The following is a 16,828-nucleotide window of genomic DNA, read 5'->3' as shown; positions in this document are numbered from 1 at the left end:
ATTGTAGTCGGCAAAATAGTTGTCGATATACGCACTATAGGTAGTAAAGGGCATCAATGGAGGGCCACTGCTGACGAAAGTTCACCCCCACCCGGCCGGCGCTGCCATTGCCCGTAAGGGCCGGGTTCAGGTAGAGGGGGTTCGCATAATACTGCGAAAACTGGGGATCCTGTGCAAATAAGGGGGTGCTGGTGAGGAGGAGCAATCCCAGCACGATAAAGGTAAACTTGGTCATATAGGAGCAAAAGATAGGGCGCCAGTCTAACAAATTTTACAAATTTATCGGATTAACCTGCAAAAATGCACAGATAAATTATATTCACCGTTCGCTTTCCACTAGTTAAACGTATGGGTGGCGAAAAGCGTTTTACTGCTGAGGCCAAGGGCAATGTAAATTTTTGCGCGCTTAGCTGCTGCTGTTCCCATTTCTGTCTTCCGGGCGTCTGGAGGCGGAAAAGCCAAAAGTAAATCAGCTGCTTAAGTCACATTTTTGTATATTCAACGTTTATATAGATCGATCCTGTACTTTGCATGAAACAATATACGCAAAAATTGCCTCTTGGCCTGCGCATGCTGCTGCTGGTAGTCCTGGGGCAACTTCCTCTCCTTGCCGGTGCACAAGACCTTTCAGATAGCAGGTGGTATTTTGGCAACTCTGCCCAGTGGCTTTCTTTTCTGAACGGACGCGTGGCGCAGCAGCCCGGACAGGTGGTTCCGTATGGGGATGCCGGCAGCGTGGTAGCCACTGATTACCGCAGCGGCGACTTGCTTTTTTATTCGGATGGCGTACAGCTGATCGGTCCCAATGGCCCCCTTGCTGCTATTCTGCCGGGTGATCCCAGCCTTCCTCAACCCGTGCATGCCATTCCCATTCCGGGCGTTCCCAATACGTTTTACCTTTTTTTCATCACCCCGGCCAGGGGCATGTCGTATGCCCGCTACGATGCCAACACCGAAACCTATACCCCCCTTGGCAACCTGAACATTGGCGGGGAGGCCTCCGGTGTGATGGAAGTGGTGCGCGGCAATACCAACGATAACTATGTGTACTGGCTTCTGGTACCCCTGCGGGGCGATGATGCCCGCTTTACGGTAATCCGGGTAGAAGATAACCTGGCCACCCCTACCCCTACCACCCTAACGGCCCAAACGGATGTAGCCGGTTTCAACCCGGTGTCCATGACCTTCCACTACCGCAACAACCTGCTGGCGGTAGGCAATGGGGATAATGCCGATCTGCCGGTAATGCTCTTTCAGGTAGACCTGGATGATACCGTTCCCGATGCCGGCCGTATCACCTTTTATGACAATCTTTCTTCCGTTACCTCCGCCGGGGGCAACATCAGCGGCCTGGCCTGGTCACTCAACCGCCTGTATGTGGCCAAAGAACAGAATGCCGACGCCAATGGCAGCGGCAACCTGTTTCGCTACGACCTGACCGATCACCAGCCGGGCAATGAGCCCACCCCTCAGATTGTAGCCAATGCCATTGCCTACCGCAGCTATGGCCTGCGAGCGGCCCCTAACGATCAGGTATATCACCTGCTGCAACCTACCGCCGGAGGGCCCATTATTGCCGCCCGGGTGCAAAGCTCCCCTGACCTTACCCTTGTACAAAATGTTTTTGGCGCTACCAACTTCAGGGGCAGTCAGTTTTCCCGCTCGGCTTTTCCTTCTTCCATTCCGGTTACCATTGATTTTGACTACAGCGCCGCCTGCGCCCAGGTACCTACCTACTTCTACCCCATCTTTGGCGAAAACGGACCCGAGCAGGTCGACTGGTTCATTAACGATGTGCGGGAATCCAGAGACCTGCAACCCTACTTCCAGTTCAGCCAGGCCGGCACCGTAGAGGTAAAGATGCGGGCCTTTTACCCGGGCACCATCCGTGAAGTAGTAAAAACGGTAACAATCAACCCCGGCCTGCAGCTCAATGTGCAGCCCGAGTACATCATCTGCCCTAATGATTCCGAAACCATTACCCTGGAAATTCAGGATGAGAATGGGGAAGCCGCCCAGGTAGACCCCTCCAGCATTACCTGGTACCGCCCCCTAAGCGCTGCAAAGGGCGGCAAGCAGGTGGTTGAATCAGGGGTAGAAGAAATAACGGTTGATGCCCTGCCTTATACCGATCCGCAAACCGGGGCCGTGACCTACCCCGAGGCGGGCACCTACTATGTGGTGGTGAATACGGCAGACTGTGAGCTCTATGCCTCCTTTGAGGTGGTGGTGTACAACAACGAATTCTTCAAGTTCAATACCTGGTACTTTGGTGATGGCGCCGGCATCAACTTTAATGTGCAGCCAGCTGCCGCTACAGCTGCGGGCGAAAACCAGATGCAGGGCCCCAACGACTCGGCCCTGGAGGGTACCACCATCTCGGCCGATGCCAATGCCGACATTCTCTTTTACACCAATGGCGAAACGCTCTGGACCCGCGATGCCGATGGCGATGGCACCCATGATCGGGCTCCCAATGGCGATGCCCTGTCTGCCCCCCCTACCCCTGTTGGCGGCAGCCGCTCGGTAACGCAAAACTCCCTGCTGATCCCCCACCCCTCAGACCCTACCCTGCACTACCTCTTTACGGTATCTGACCAGGCCGAGCGGGCGTTGCGCTATACTGTAGCCGACCTTAAGGGCAATGTAATGGCCGATGCCCGTCCGGATGTGGAACTGGCCCGCTCTTCGGGCGATTATGTGCGGGGGCGCCTGCTCTTTACCCAGATGTCCGAAAAACTGGCCGGCTCTTCTACCAATGGCAGCGGCTGGGTGGTGGCGCATGAGCTGGGCAACAATCGCTTCATCAGCTATGCGGTAAAGCCTGAGGGCATTGGCTCGCCGGTCTTTTCCCAGGCGGGCAGTGTGATCAATGAAGCGCAATCGGCCGGCTATATGGCCTTTTCGTCAAATGACAGCCTGCTGGCCATGGCCGTACCCAATGTAGATGGGGCCAACCGGGTAGAGATCTTCCGCTTCAATACCCAGACCGGCGAGGTACAGGATGGCAGCCACCTACGCATTACCATCCCTGCCGAAGGGGGTGCCCAGATCTACGGCCTTACCTTTTCGCCCAACGACAAGCGGGTATGGCTTACCACCCGGGGCGCCACCTCCTACCTCTACCAGTTTAGCATCGATAGCCTCTTTGATCGAGATCGCACCCAGAACAGCCTGGTGCAGGTAGCCGCGGTAGCGGGCGAAGAGCTGGGCGCCATTCAGCTGGCCCCGGATAACTTCCTCTACATTGCCCGCAACGGCATTGGCAATGTAGGCTCTATCCAAAACCCCGATGACAGCCTGCGCGCAGGCAGTGTAGCCGGAATATATGAGCCGGATGGCATTGCCGGAGGCCTGAACGGAGTCAGCCTGCTGGGCCTGCCGAACCTGATCCATCCGGCCGGACGCTCGGTGATGGACCCCACCGTTTTTGCCATGAGCGCCTGCCAGGCCGAAGAAGGGCAGGATACCGAGGTGGTGGTATACGGCACCCGCCGCTACAACAACGAAACCATTATCTTCCGCTTTTTCAGCCTGGCCAATCCCGGCACCCAGCTGCAGGAACTGCGGGCCGAAGAAGGGGTGGATTCGGTAACCGTATCGCTGCCGCCCGGCGACTACCGGGTAGAGCTACTGCTGGAAGCCTGTAACCTGCAGTACCCAACTGATTACGACGATGCCGAAACCGTGGAGGGCTTCTTCTCCATCTCCCCTGCCTCAGTGGCCAACATCCTCAATGATGATGCCTCCGGCGAAGATCCACGCATCTGCGAAGACCAGTCGCTGCTGCTGCAAGGCGAGGCACGGGTAAACGGACAGGTGATGAATGCCGCCAACTACCAGTTTAGCTGGTACAACGATGCCAGCGGCGAGTTGCTGGGCAGCGAGCAGAACCTGACCGTAACCGAAGCCGGCGTGTACCGCCTGCAGCTGCTGAATATCGTTACGGGCTGCCCGGCCGAGCCTGCTTTTATTAGCGTGCAGGATGCCCGCCCCGAAGCCGAACTGGGTGATGATATTGGCGTCTGTGCCGGCGAACCCCTGCCCGTCAACCAGATCACTGCCTCGGGTGTACCGGCCAACCATACCATTGAGTGGTTCCGCTCTACCAATGGCCTGGCGGGCCCCTTCACCAACCTGCAGAACAATACCGTTAGCCAGTCGCTGGCCGATATCAATACGGCGCAGGCAGGTAGTTATCTGTATGTGATCAAAGTAAGCGGTGCCGAGTGTTTCCGGGCCGATACTCTGGCCATTACCATAGGGGCGGGCCCCACGGTGCGGCTGCGCCCCACCAACAACAACTGTACCGGCACCGCCGATCTGGTGGCCGAGGTGCAGGATGGCGTAGGCCCCTTCACCTACCAGTTCTTCCGCGAGGGTGCCTCCCTGGGCCCCGGCAATGGGGGTATACTGCAGGTGAGCCAGAGCGGCTCCTATACCGTGCAGGTAACCGATGAGGCCACCGGCTGCGTAGCCACCTCTGAAGCCGTTAGCCTAAATGTGGAGAACCCGCTGGAAGATCTGCGCATTGAGATCACCCCCGGCTGTTCGGTAGAGGGCCAGGCTGCGCTGAATGAGCTAACGGCCAGCAGCAGCTTTAGCGGACAGGTTACCTACCAGTGGTACCGCCTGAACAATGGAGTGCCCGAGGCCCAGCCTTTTGACTCAGGACCAAGTGTTTTTGTACCCAATGGCAACTACCGGGTAGTGGCCACCACCCCGGACCCCAACTGCTCCAGCAATGGGGGTACGGCCGATGCCAGCGTGGAGAGCGTTGTTTGGCCCAGACCCCTCATTCTGGACCGCTACACCATTTGCCCCAGCATACCGGAGCTGAGCAGCGTAACCATTCCGCTGGCTGGCTATACAGGCGTTGCCTGGTACAACCGCACCACCGGCCAGCTGCTGAGCCGGGCCGAGAGCTTTACGGCTACCCTGGAGGGTGAGTACGAGGTACGGGTAGATGGCTGTACTGATCCGGTGGTGTTCCGGGTAGCCTATGATTGCACCCCGCAGCTGTATCTGCCCAATGCCATCCGCATAGGGGGTACCAATAATGTATTTAGCATCATCAACAAAGACATAATCGCCAACATGGATCAGTTTGAGATCCTGATCTACAACCGCTGGGGAGAGGTGATCTTCCAGAGCAGCGATGGCAATTTTGAATGGCGCGGGAAGGGCCCGGGGGGCCAGACCGTTCCCATGGCCAATTATGCCTACCTGATCCGCTACCGCAACCGCTTTGGCGAAAACAGGGAGATCAAGAAGGTGTATGGAAGTATTTTGGTGATGTATTGAGAAGTAGAAATAAAACTATCCTATTAAAGCCGACCTAGGGTCGGCTTTTTTTGTTTGAGGGGTATAAAACGAACACTATTGCCTACTGCCGGCGCATGCTGCCTGCAGCCCTCCCCAAACCGGTTGGGTGTTGGTGATGTGGGATGATTAGGCCTATATTTACAGCGCCAATCTACTCCACCATGCTTGTTATTATCTCTCCTTCCAAAACGCAGGATTTTAGCCCCCTGCGCCAGCCCCTTGCCCACAGCCAGCCCCAGTTGCTGAAAGAAAGCAGCCTGCTGGCAAAGGAACTACAAAAACTGAAACCCAGGGCACTTGCCGAGCTGATGGACCTGAGCGATAAGCTGGCCGATCTCAACTGGAGCCGTTACCAGCAGTGGCAGCCTCCCTTCACCCCCGAGAATGCCAAACCCGCTCTTTTTGCCTTTAAAGGGGATGTGTATACCGGCATTCCGGTAGAGGACTATACCCCCAACGAGCTGGCCTACGCCCAGGAACACCTGCGCATTCTTTCGGGTCTGTATGGCCTGCTGCGCCCCCTTGACCTCATGCAGCCCTACCGCCTTGAAATGAAGATCAAGCTTAAGAACAAACGCGGGGCCGATCTGTATAAGTTCTGGGGAAACCGCCTCACCCAGGCGCTCAATGAAGCACTGGCCGGACAGCAGGAGCCTGTTCTGATCAACCTGGCTTCCAATGAATACGTTAAAGCCCTGCAGCCTAAAAATATCAAGGGCCGCATTCTTACCCCCCAGTTCAAGGAGTTTAAGGAGGGGAAATACACTACCATTGCGCTCTTTGCCAAACGAGCCCGCGGCCTGATGACCGACTACATCCTGCGCAACCGGATTGAAGAACCAGAAGCGCTTAAAGGCTTTGCGCTGGACGGGTACAGCTTCAGCGAACCCCTCTCCACCCCCGCCGAATGGGTATTTGTACGCTAAAAAGTAAAAAGCCACCCCAAAGGGATGGCTTTTTCGCTTTACACTCAACCTTATCTTACTAACCAGAAGATCTCCCCTGCCCCGGCTGCGCATCCACTCAAGCAGCCATGGGAGGAGCAGTAGAGAAGCTTTCAAACCAAATATACCTGCCAATTCTAGATAGTAAAAATCAATTATATTGATACTACAATAGTTATCATCTATATTTGATGCATGAGCACCATTACGCAACTGGAATACCTGCTGGCGGTAGATACACACCGGCACTTTGCAGCCGCTGCAGAAGCCTGCAATGTTACGCAGCCTACCCTGAGCATGCAGATCAAAAAACTGGAGGAAGAACTGGGCGTACTGGTCTTTGACCGCAGCAAGCAGCCGGTCATTCCCACAGAGGCGGGCAAAGCACTGCTGCTACAGGCCCGTACCGTGGTGCAGCAGCATAAGAAATTGCAGGAGATTGCCGATGGCTTTAAAGGGCAGATCAGTGGTGAGCTGCATTTGGGTATCATTCCTACGCTGGCCCCTTATCTGCTTCCTTACTTTGCCGGAGCCTTTGCCAGGGAGTATCCACAGGTAAAATTGCTGGTGCAGGAGCTGCCCACCGAAGAGATTGTGCACCGCCTCAAAAAAGACCAGCTGGATGTGGGCCTGCTGGTAACCCCACTGCACGACCAGAGCATCTCGGAGCGTCCGCTCTTCTATGAAGAGATCAAGCTTTACATTAACCCCCAACACCCCCTTGCCCGGCATCAGGAAGTAAGCGCCAGGCAGCTGAGCCAGCCAGACATGTGGCTGCTGGCCGCCGGTCACTGCTTCAGAAGCCAGGTGCTGAACCTTTGCCAGCAAAAGAGTGCGGAGGGCGAGCTGCCCTTTCGCTTTGAGAGCGGATCACTGGAAACCCTGCGCCGGTTGGTAGAGACCGAAGGAGGCTTTACGCTGCTGCCCGAGCTGGCTACCGAAGAGCTGCCGTCCGAGCGCCAGGAGTTGGTGCACCGCCTGGCCCAACCCCGCCCCCTGCGGGAAGTAAGCCTGGTGTATACCCGCCACTATGCCAAGCAGCGCCTGCTGGAGGCCCTTGCCCAAACCATTTTGGAGTACATTCCCTCCCGTCTGCAAAGATCAGATCGGGGCACGGTAGTAGAATGGAAGTAAGTACGTGGGGGTAAAAGAGGAGGCTAAAGTGGAAAAACCTACTTTTCAGACGTTTTTGTACCCAGCCGCTACAAAATCCTGGAACAGACACCCCTTTCAGATAAGGGTTTACCTTTCTCCATCAGAATCCATCCGATCTGAAACATTAACAGGCTTGCTCAAGAATAATCAAACACGCAACGCTTCCTCAATGCTGGCGGTATAGCGGATATCCAGCTTATCAAAGACAGCTTCGGGATATTTCTGATAGATTTCCTCCCGGCCGGCTTCTACGCATTTCTTAAACCAGGGCTCATAGGGTAGGATCTTGCGGTGAATGCGCAGGCCATGGGCATGGTACATCTCCTGCTTCCACTCCACAAAGTACCACTCCATGCTCGGCTGATGAAAAGCCCGCAGGCTGCGCTTGTCAAAGATAAAACGGCCAATGCCCCGATCGGCCACCAGGCTGCTGCAGGTGCTGAATATCTCCTTAAAGGCTTCAATGGAAATGTAGGGGGCCAGCGTCTGGCAGATCAGGGCCTGATGCTGGGGCGCTTCGTACAGACTGGCAAAGGGAGTGCTGAAATGAAGAGGTAAGGAGGTAAGAATTTCCTCTTTGGGCGTGGCAGACATGATACACTATAAATTTGGCAGAACAACAGAAACAGAGGTTCCTTTTCCCTCTTTGCTTTTAAACTCAATCTTACCCCCCAGCTTTTGCACAGCCATGCGAGACAGGTAAAGCCCCAGGCCACTGCCGGTAGACAGCTCACTCGCCCGGAAAAACATATCAAACACCCGGTGCTGATACTCCAGCGGAATGCCGGTGCCATTGTCCTCAACCACCAGCCTGGTTTGGGTATAATAGGGCTGCAGCACAATGCGGATGGCATGGCCCTGCTGCAGGCGCCGGTAGCGGATGGCATTGCTCAACAGACTTTCCAGGATATTTTCCAACATGTGGGCATCGGTACAGAGGGGGCGCTCCAGGGTATTGTGGACCCTCACCTCGGGGTACGCCCCCTTTAGTTGCTGTTTGAATTTATCCAGCAGCCTGTCCAGCAGGACCGCCAGGTCTACGGGCTCGGGATAAACAGGATTTTGACGGTACTCGGCAATGGAGGTGGTGGTGCGGGTAAGGGCCTCCAGCTTTTGCAGGGGGGTATGCAGCATCCTGAGGTATTGCTGGCTTTCTTCATCCAACTGCACCCCCTTCATGGTGCTCTCCAGCAGCGACAGCAGCCCGAAGGCCGAGCAGATGGGCCCCTTGTAATCATGTGAGGAGCGGTACAGCAGGGTATTCAGTTCATGATTGGCCACAAAAAGCTCCTGCTGGGCTTTCTCTCGTTTCTGAACCTCCAGCTGCAGCTGGTCTACTGATTTCTTCAGATCCCGGGTGCGCTGCTCTACCATCTGCTCGAGTGACTGGTTATGCTCGGCAAGGGCCTGCCGGGATTGCTCCAGCTCCTCCTGAATCTCCATCAGGTAGGTGGTGGTACGGGACAGCATCTCTTCCTGCGCTCTAATGTGCTCCTGCAGCACGCGCATCTCCGGATCGTCCGCAGGGGCAAAGGGCAATGGCAATGAGGGCTTCACAAACAGCTTCGGTAGGGTAAAACAGAGATCAATGCGCAAATTACCCCTTAATTGGGTAAAAAACCGCGTTTAAGTTGGGTTTAGGAAAGCATGTAAGACTGCCGGCAGAATTTAGCTGTTTTCACCGCTTGCCCTACCTGTCTGTACAGGCCAAAAACCGCCCCGGACAGCGGAGGCAGCCCTAACACTCGTTTCCACCTCTACTTACCGGCAGCCTGCTGCTTACAGCCTTGTTGATCAATATGCAATAAAATAGGCATATCGGTCAACATTTTCAGGGAATTTTGTGTGCTTCTGCGCTATTTGCTGGCCTAAACCCGGCATTTTTAGTTACTTAAACTATGCGTACCATTCGTTTCATCATCGTCCCGATCCTGATCCTGCTGGTGTTGGGCTTTGTACTTTTTCTGGTCAATCAGATCAGTAGCCTGGTGTATCTGGCCGATCGGGTTGATCCGCTGCTGGGCGACATTGTTCTCTGGGGACTTTCCGGCCTCTTTTTTGGTTTGATGCTGGTGCCGCTCTACACCTACCTCTCGCTGCCCAAAGCGCAGCTACCCCCCCAGACCGATGATCCCAAACTTCTGGCAGACTACCGGGCATCGCTGGTGCGGCGCTACCAGAAAAACCGGATCATTCGCCGGGAACAGTTGCTGGTAGAGGGCGAAAAAGACATACCCGCCGCCGTAGCCCTCCTCAACCGGCATGCCGACCGGGTGATTCAGTATAATACCATCCGCACCTTTGCCGGCACGGCCATCTCACAAAATGGCACCTTTGATAGCCTTATTGTCTTTTACTTTTCCATCAATACAGTCTATCGGGTAAGCCGCATCTACTGGCAGCGCACCAGCCTGCGCCAGCTGCTCTCACTCTACAGCCAGATTGGCCTTATTGTAATAGGCGCCAAGTTGCTGGAAGATAACCTGGATCAGTACCTGGAAGAGAACATTGATGAATTTATAGAAGAGCTGGCCAACCACGGGGCTGAAACCACCGCCTCGGTGGGGGCCCGGGCCACCAAGATCATTCCCGGACTAGGCAATGTGGTAGAGAGCATTGTGCAGGGCACCTTTAATGGGCTGATGGTGCTGCGCATTGGCCTGATCACCCAAAAATTTTGCGGGGCTACCCATGCCATTAACCGCAAGGCCATTCGGAGGGAGAGCTTTATAGAAGCCCGCAAGCGCATTTTCAGCATCATAGCTGTGCCCCGCAAGGAGTTTTTCAGCCGCCTGAATATTTTTGGAAATCTCTTTAAGCGCGAAAAAGGGGCTGACCCCATCTAGCCCCTGCCTAAAAAAGAAACACCGGCCTGTAGCCGGTGATTCCTCCTCTTCACACCCTTTATTTAAAGGAAATGCGTATTTCTTCTTTCTACCTACCTTGACACTGCATGCCCGGCAAAGGTTGGAACGGGCAAAAAAAACTGTGAAAAATTTTTAGCGAAGGATAAAACGGAAGCCAGCCGCTATGCCAACGTGCGACGGCCGGCTGTTAAAGAAACCGCCAGATTTGCTAAAGTCGCTAAGGGCGTGCCGGTAGCTAGGCTCCAGCGTAAGCAGGTAATTGTGGCCGGCCCGGTAGTAAAGCTGGAGCCCCAGCTGTCCGCTCAGGTGCAGGCGGTTAAAAGGCGAGTCTTGCCCTGCAGAAATCTCAAACTCTTCCAGCCGGCTGTCCTGGTCGGCAATTCTGCTGCCCATGAACACATCGGCCGAGAGGCCCCCACTTAGGGCCACGCCCAGCGCCCGCTCATACACTACATAGTTAAGCGCTACGGGCACCCGCACAAAGGAATAGGTATTGATGACTTCAACCGGAATTGCCCTGCGGGAGTTAGGACTGGTCAGCTGTAGCTTATCATAGCTGAAATTACTGTAGTACAGGGGGTAGCTCTGGCCATCTTCATGGCTCACAAAGCTGCCAGCCAGGGTATTTACCCGGTAGTTGGCATACTGCAGGCTGGTGTGCAGCATCCAGCGGGGGCGGAAGCGGTAGCCCGCATCCAGCCGAAAATCAACCGACGGCAGGCTGTTTTCTTTGGCATTCCAGCTGCCCATATTGGCCGAATACACCTGCCCGTCCTTCCCAACAGGCTGCTGGTTTTGCAGGTAGCTCATGCCCATATTATCGCTGCTGATGTTGGGGCTAAAGAGCGTACTGGCCAGCGAGGCGCCCAGCCACATGCTGCCGTTTGACTGCCACATGGGCCTTGGCTTGCTCTTTTGAACTGCAGGGGCAGCGGCCAGGGCCACACCCTGTACCTGCACATTGGGTTGCGGCTGCTGCAGGGCCAGCTCGGCTTTGATGGCGGTTAGCAATCCGGGACTAAGGGGTAAAGCGCCAGTATCAACTTGGTCCTGCTCAGCCCCACTACCGGAATAAAAGGGCCGAAGCCCCACCCCTGCTCCTGAGCCGGCATAAAAGGGAGAGGCAAGAGCATGCCCCCTCAGAGCCGGTGCAGCTGGAGAGAATGCCAGGGGGGTATAGGAAAAGAGCGCGCGGGAGGCTAGCTGCAAACGCGCTGCGCTTATACCTTGATCAACGCCTGCCCCGGCAAGGGACTGCCCGGCTGGCACAGGGGGTAGTGCGGTGGCGGTGGTGGCAGGCTGTGGAGGAGCAGTCTGTTCTGTAGCGACATGCGGCTGTCTGTTCTGATTCAATGACGGTTCGCCTACTATGAGCCACCAGCCCGTCCAAAGCCCAAGCAACACCACCGAGGCCGCTGCCAGCCCCTGGTAGAGGGCAAGGCGGCGCTTGTAGCGGCTCAGCTGCTGCTCCATAAGGGAATTCTCAAGCCCCTGCCATAACCTGCCGGGAGGTGTGATGGAGGGTTCATCGAGGGCCTTTTGCCAGGCTCCTTCCCAGGGTCCGCGCTTATCTAATTCGTCGTCCATAAACACGTTTCTCCGTTTCTGCCAGTTGCTCCTGTAATAACTTTCTAGCCCTGGCGTATTGCGATTTGCTGGTTCCTTCTGATATGCCCAGCAGCTCTGCAATTTCTTTATGTCCGTAACCTTCTATAGCAAACAGGTTAAAAATCACCCGGCAGCCCGCAGGCAGTTCCCGGATAAGCTCTAAGAGTTCCTGAAAAGTGTAATCAGATAAGATCGACTCCTGATCGGAAAGGTCATGAAGGCTTTCCACATCCACCATCGGGTACATGTACAGCCGGCTGCGCTGATGGTTGAGCGCCGTATTTACCACAACGCGCTTAAGCCAGTGGGCCAGCGAGCTTTCTTCCCGATAGGTATCGATCTTGCGATACACCTTTATAAAAGCTTCCTGCAGTATATCCTCCGCCTCAAGCTGTCCGGATGCATAGCGAAGACACACAACAAACATACGTCCGGCAAAGCGGTCGTACAGCGCCTGCTGCATCTTTAGGTCGTTGCGGCGGCACCCCTCAACGATTTCCTTATCGCTATACATTAAGCTTTTCTCTGATAGATAGACACATGACAGATAGAAATGGTTGAAACCTGTCCAAAAAATTCCTTGTGGATTCCCAACCCTTGCCTAAAAAATGGCGGCGCCGGCCGGGACCTGCTGCGGTAAATCTCTTCTGGTAAGTATGTTACAAAGAAATTGGGGTTTTCGCAAGCCCGCCCTGCCGGAAAGAAAAAAAGCCATCCCCTTTGGGATGGCTTCTACAAAAGATCCTATACCTAGCCAATGGCCTGCTCCAGGTCGGCAAGCAAGTCTTCGATGTCCTCGATGCCAACGCTCAGGCGGATAAGGGAATCCTTCAGGCCGGCCTGCTCCCGGTCTTCTTTGGGAATACTGGCATGGGTCATGCTGGCCGGATGCCCGCAGAGCGACTCCACCCCTCCCAGCGACTCGGCCAGGGTAAAGTACTTGAAGCGCTCCAGCACGCCAATGGCATCTTCCAGCACATCGCCCTTCAGGGTAAAGGAGATCATGCCGCCAAAGTCGCGCATCTGCTTTTTGGCCACTGCATGGTTGGGGTGCTCAGGCAGACCGGGCCAGTACACCTTGCCTACTTTGGGGTGCTGGCTCAGGTATTCGGCAATTTTGCGGCCGTTTTCGCAGTGGCGCTGCATGCGGATGTGCAGGGTCTTGATACCCCGCAGCACCAGAAAGCAATCCTGCGGGCCGGGCACTGCTCCGCAGGCATTCTGCAGAAACATCAGCCGCTCATGCAGCTGATCATCATTGAGCACCAGGGCGCCCATTACCACATCGGAATGGCCGCCAATGTACTTGGTGACGCTGTGCATCACAATATCGGCGCCCAGGGCCAGGGGAGTCTGCAGATAGGGCGAGCAGAAGGTGTTATCTACCGCTACCAGCAGATTATGCTCCTTTGCCAGCTTAACGCAGGCTTCAATGTCAATGATGTTCATCAGGGGGTTGGTGGGGGTCTCTACCCAGATCATGCGTGTGTTGGCATTGATCCTGGAGCGGATGGCCTCCATATCCTGCATGGGCACAAAATGAAACTTGAGGCCAAAGGGCTCATACACCCGCTTAAATATACGGTACGAACCGCCATACAGATCGTTGGTGCTGATGATCTCATCACCGGGCTTGAAGAGCTTCAGCAGGGTATCCATGGCGCCCAGTCCGGAAGAAAAGCACAACCCATGCTTCCCCCCCTCCAGCGCCGCCAGGCTGTTTTGCAGGGCCGTGCGGGTGGGGTTGTGTGTGCGGGAGTACTCATAGCCCTTGTGCTGGCCAGGCGAGGTCTGGGCATAGGTTGAGGTCTGGTAGATGGGGGTCATGATGGCCCCGGTGTGCGGATCTGGCTCTACGCCTGCATGTATGGCTTTGGTTCCGAATTTCATGTAAAAGTGGTTTAGTAATAGGACTCTGGAATAAAAAACTGGCTTCAAAGGTCGATGTTTGCGCGTACTTCTCCAAGTTCCTGGCCTGCCCTTTTAGCCGCAGGGGCATTCCGGCCGGTGGCTGCTGCACGCACGCTATAGAGCAGATCTTTAACACAGTTTGCCCAGAGGTTGGGGGCTGGCAGCAAGGCCGTTCGCTATGGGCAGGAAGGGCGTTGACCAGCAGAAGATGGCGAGGGGCTTAAAGCAGGTCCAGCTTGATGATCTTGTACTGATTTCCGGGCAGGGCCCTGGCGCGTATCAGCACTTTAACGCTGCTGCCCGACTGGGTAGTAAGCTGCCCGATGGCATACAGCTGCCCATCGGCTGAGGAGCCCTGGTGCCGCAGCTGAAAGCCTGCCGGCGGATTGGCCCGGAAAAAGTCGGCCAGCTTGCCGGCCACTACCTGCCGCTGATAGGTGCCCGACTTGCCGCGCTCTACCAGTTCCACTTCCTCATGCAGCAGGCTGTTTAAGCCGGCCGTATCGCCCTTGCCAAAGGCGGAGGAAAAGGCTTGTAATACAGGGGGAGGGGTTTGTGCCGTAGCTTGCTGGGCGCACAACAGCAGGCTTACCGGCAGCAGCACGTAAAAAAACTTCAGCATGGAGAGGAGTTGATTTGTCCCTGCCAAGGTAGTAACTGTTTTTATAAAAAATCCTGCAATAACAAAATATCCTTACACCCTTCGGCCAAGCGTCACACAAATCTTCCGACTTGTACGCAGACCGTACAAATATTGTTTCGTTTAAGGAACTTTTGGAAAAGGACTGTTAATTAGACGAATGAATGGCCGGCATCAGAAATTGCTCCACTACCCCCTGATACCCCTTCACTACACGCAGGCTATCGCCGGCAGTGCCGGGCTGCAGGCTTAGGGGACAGCAGCTGTTCAGGGGCTGGGTCTGCAGTAAATTTCCCTTCAGATCATACAAGTAGGTAAATTCCTGCTCAGGATCCGTAACGGCAATCAGGGCTGCGCCATCGGCAAAAGGAAAGTACTGCACCTGCATCCGGCCGGCGCCCAGGTAATCTTTTTCAAACAGCTCACTGCCATTTTCATTTAGCAGCCGCAGCCGCAGGCGGTCCTGCTGCACAATGATAAAGCGCTGGCCCCGGGCGTCGGGCACCAGGTAAAAACGAGCCCGGGCATCGGGCCGGAACAGCTGCCTGCGGCTGAGCACCTTGCCTTCAAGATCCCACTCATACAGCAGGCCCGAGAGCGTTACGGTAGTAAAACGGGTGCTTTTAAAATCGGAGCCCTGCCGGATGTGCACCGGCCCCAACAGGCTATCGCCCAGATTAAGTGGAAAGCCCGGGTAAGCCTCGCCCCTGCGGGTGAAGGCCTGTATCTGCCCCTTTTTCTGAAAGGCATAGAGAATGTCTTTGGAGCGCACCCGCATGTGCCCGGGCGCTGCGCTCAGCGCTCCCTGCAGGTCCTTTGGCTGCCAGCCCTCCAGGTTGGTGCCGTCCAAATCGTACATAAAGAGCCGGCCACTGGCGGAGGCCAGCAGAAAGCGGTAGCGCAGGGATCCGTCATAGTCCATCACCGTAGCCCATTCCAGTGCCTCCCCGCCGGGCAGGGCCATGGGAAAAGGCTTCAGGGATTTCAGGTTGGGTTGCAGCAGGTAGGCACTATCCCGGCTGATGAAGAAGTAGTGCGGATTTTTGTTTTTTTGGGGGTCAAGCTCGCTGATGCCCTGCTGCAAAAAGCTGCCCAGGGGGCGGGAATTTACAATCTGGCCGCTGCGGTCCAGCAGGTACAGCTGCCGGGCCGTATCCTGCACCAGCCAGTGGCCGGCGCGCTGCTGCCGGTAGTTCACCGGCTGGGGGGCCGAGGCCAGGGGCGCTGCCAGGGGGGTGCTTGCCTTTTTGCTCAGCTGAATCTGCTCCAGCAGCCGCTCGGGCCGGCGGTCCAGGTGCAGAAAGAGATTGGTATAAAAGGCCCCTTCTGAAGCCGAAAGCTGGAGCGACAGCAGGTCTACCTGCCGCAGGGCCTGGCTGTGCTTATCCCAGAACTCCCGCCAGGGGCCCGCCATCTGCCGGTACAGCAGGGGCCAGAGGGTAGTGGTATTCAGGTAAAGGGCATAGTTCTGCTCAGGATCCAGGCGGGACAAAAAGCGGTTTAGCCGCACGGAGCGCTGCCAGGTTTCTTCTGCCTGCACATCCAGGAGCATTTCTTTCAGGGCCGGGATGGAGGTGGCCAGCACCAGATACTCCTCTACCTGCGTAAAATAACACTCGCTAAAGCCCAGGTAGGCGCTTCCCAGCAAGGCTGCCGGAAACTCAGTATAGGGCAGCTCCTGCAGCTGCTGGCGCAGAAAGGTTTCAGAATAGAGGGTATCGCTGCTGCCCAGCTGGCGGATCAGCTCCTGCATAGCGGCAGCGGTTGCTCCGCTGTCGGGCATGTGCATGATCAGTAGCCGGTCGGGCTGGGGACTGCCGGCCGTAGGTACGGTGGCCAGGCCCAGCTGGGTGCCCATGAGCGGAAGCAGGCTGGCTGCATGCGGAGCCCGGGCCTCCAGTACCTGCCAGCGCTCCCACTGGGTACTTCCCTCCTTCTGCCAGTAGCTGCGCAGCTGGCGGTGCCACTCCTGGGGGTGGTCAACCCCTACAAACAGGAGACTGGCTGCCCGTAGGGGTACCAGAAAATCGAGCCGCAGGGGCTGGGGCTTCTGGTTGTGCAGCGTCCACAGAAAATCTTCTGTTTGCTCCTCGGCCTTTTGGGTAAAGCCTGTCAGCAGCAGGCCTTCGGAGGCTGTAAGGGCATCCAGCCGGCTAAAATACGGCAGGTGGGGCAGCATCTGCTGCACATTGCTTTCGTTGGCAGCAAAAATGCGCAGCAGGTTGGGCAGCTGGCGCAGGTTGATGGAGAGGCTCCCCAGGGCCTCCCCCATCGGAGACGCCTGCTGATCCTGCAGCCAGGCAGGCAGGGGGGTGCGGCCCTCGGTGGCCTGCCGAATGGCCGCCTCTACCAGAAAAGGGGTAAAACTACCAGCCAGT

Annotated in this window: 12 protein-coding genes; 4 read left to right on the top strand and 8 right to left on the bottom strand. The window is 56.1% G+C overall.

What is annotated here, in order from left to right; genetic code table 11:
- Positions 1-34 precede the first annotated feature (34 nt).
- Positions 35-235 (bottom strand): type IX secretion system membrane protein PorP/SprF, encoded by a 201-nt coding sequence (locus ADICEAN_RS15650; protein WP_009196611.1) that lies wholly within the window; start codon positions 233-235, stop codon positions 35-37.
- Positions 236-531: 296 nt separating this feature from the next.
- Between ADICEAN_RS15650 and ADICEAN_RS15645 the strand changes: the two genes are divergently transcribed.
- The 3 genes from ADICEAN_RS15645 to ADICEAN_RS15635 all read left to right on the top strand — a co-directional run bounded on the left by ADICEAN_RS15645 (position 532) and on the right by ADICEAN_RS15635 (position 7,403).
- Complete coding sequence (locus ADICEAN_RS15645) at positions 532-5,304, top strand: T9SS type B sorting domain-containing protein (RefSeq protein ID WP_009196610.1); 4,773 nt, start codon at positions 532-534, stop codon at positions 5,302-5,304.
- A gap of 182 nt (positions 5,305-5,486) precedes the next feature.
- Positions 5,487-6,251, top strand: a complete 765-nt coding sequence (gene yaaA, locus ADICEAN_RS15640) for a peroxide stress protein YaaA (protein ID WP_009196609.1) — start codon at positions 5,487-5,489, stop codon at positions 6,249-6,251.
- A gap of 213 nt (positions 6,252-6,464) precedes the next feature.
- Entirely contained in the window at positions 6,465-7,403 is a 939-nt protein-coding gene (locus ADICEAN_RS15635; protein ID WP_009196608.1) for a hydrogen peroxide-inducible genes activator, read from the top strand.
- A 168-nt stretch (positions 7,404-7,571) separates the two neighbouring features.
- On the opposite strand, the gene ADICEAN_RS15630 is transcribed toward ADICEAN_RS15635, so the two are convergent.
- A complete protein-coding gene (locus ADICEAN_RS15630) occupies positions 7,572-8,018 on the bottom strand; it encodes a hypothetical protein (RefSeq protein WP_009196607.1) in 447 nt (148 codons plus the stop codon).
- A 6-nt stretch (positions 8,019-8,024) separates the two neighbouring features.
- Positions 8,025-8,981 (bottom strand): sensor histidine kinase, encoded by a 957-nt coding sequence (locus ADICEAN_RS15625; RefSeq protein WP_152426461.1) that lies wholly within the window; start codon positions 8,979-8,981, stop codon positions 8,025-8,027.
- A gap of 341 nt (positions 8,982-9,322) precedes the next feature.
- Here ADICEAN_RS15625 and ADICEAN_RS15620 point away from each other — a divergent pair, with 341 nt between their 5' ends.
- On the top strand, positions 9,323-10,270 hold the full coding sequence (locus ADICEAN_RS15620) for a hypothetical protein (protein WP_009196605.1): 948 nt from the start codon (positions 9,323-9,325) through the stop codon (positions 10,268-10,270).
- Between the two features lie 153 nt (positions 10,271-10,423).
- On the opposite strand, the gene ADICEAN_RS22370 is transcribed toward ADICEAN_RS15620, so the two are convergent.
- The 5 genes from ADICEAN_RS22370 to ADICEAN_RS22730 all read right to left on the bottom strand — a co-directional run.
- On the bottom strand, positions 10,424-11,878 hold the full coding sequence (locus ADICEAN_RS22370) for a hypothetical protein (protein WP_009196604.1): 1,455 nt from the start codon (positions 11,876-11,878) through the stop codon (positions 10,424-10,426).
- Entirely contained in the window at positions 11,859-12,413 is a 555-nt protein-coding gene (locus tag ADICEAN_RS15610) for an RNA polymerase sigma factor (RefSeq protein WP_009196603.1), read from the bottom strand. Before ADICEAN_RS15610 ends, ADICEAN_RS22370 begins: the two co-directional genes overlap by 20 nt.
- Before the next feature lie 236 nt (positions 12,414-12,649).
- Entirely contained in the window at positions 12,650-13,789 is a 1,140-nt protein-coding gene (locus ADICEAN_RS15605; protein WP_009196602.1) for a cystathionine gamma-synthase, read from the bottom strand.
- Between the two features lie 241 nt (positions 13,790-14,030).
- Complete coding sequence (locus tag ADICEAN_RS15600; RefSeq protein WP_009196601.1) at positions 14,031-14,432, bottom strand: DUF4783 domain-containing protein; 402 nt, start codon at positions 14,430-14,432, stop codon at positions 14,031-14,033.
- Positions 14,433-14,598: 166 nt separating this feature from the next.
- Positions 14,599-16,828, bottom strand: a 2,230-nt coding sequence (locus ADICEAN_RS22730) for a hypothetical protein (RefSeq protein ID WP_040397540.1), incomplete at its 5' end; no start/stop codon positions are given.

The sequence above is a fragment of the Cesiribacter andamanensis AMV16 genome, from assembly GCF_000348925.1.
GTDB lineage: Bacteria > Bacteroidota > Bacteroidia > Cytophagales > Cyclobacteriaceae > Cesiribacter > Cesiribacter andamanensis.
The sequence above is the reverse complement of the archived record's forward strand: the minus strand, read 5'-3'. Positions and strand labels throughout refer to the sequence as shown.

Coding starts and splice junctions, on each gene's coding strand:
- ADICEAN_RS15610 (WP_009196603.1), bottom strand. CDS start 12,413: ATGTATAGCGATAAGGAAATCGTTGAGGGGTGCCGCCGCAACGACCTA.
- ADICEAN_RS15650 (WP_009196611.1), bottom strand. CDS start 235: ATGACCAAGTTTACCTTTATCGTGCTGGGATTGCTCCTCCTCACCAGC.
- yaaA (WP_009196609.1), top strand. CDS start 5,487: ATGCTTGTTATTATCTCTCCTTCCAAAACGCAGGATTTTAGCCCCCTG.
- ADICEAN_RS15635 (WP_009196608.1), top strand. CDS start 6,465: ATGAGCACCATTACGCAACTGGAATACCTGCTGGCGGTAGATACACAC.
- ADICEAN_RS15620 (WP_009196605.1), top strand. CDS start 9,323: ATGCGTACCATTCGTTTCATCATCGTCCCGATCCTGATCCTGCTGGTG.
- ADICEAN_RS15630 (WP_009196607.1), bottom strand. CDS start 8,018: ATGTCTGCCACGCCCAAAGAGGAAATTCTTACCTCCTTACCTCTTCAT.
- ADICEAN_RS15600 (WP_009196601.1), bottom strand. CDS start 14,432: ATGCTGAAGTTTTTTTACGTGCTGCTGCCGGTAAGCCTGCTGTTGTGC.
- ADICEAN_RS15645 (WP_009196610.1), top strand. CDS start 532: ATGAAACAATATACGCAAAAATTGCCTCTTGGCCTGCGCATGCTGCTG.
- ADICEAN_RS15605 (WP_009196602.1), bottom strand. CDS start 13,789: ATGAAATTCGGAACCAAAGCCATACATGCAGGCGTAGAGCCAGATCCG.
- ADICEAN_RS22370 (WP_009196604.1), bottom strand. CDS start 11,878: ATGGACGACGAATTAGATAAGCGCGGACCCTGGGAAGGAGCCTGGCAA.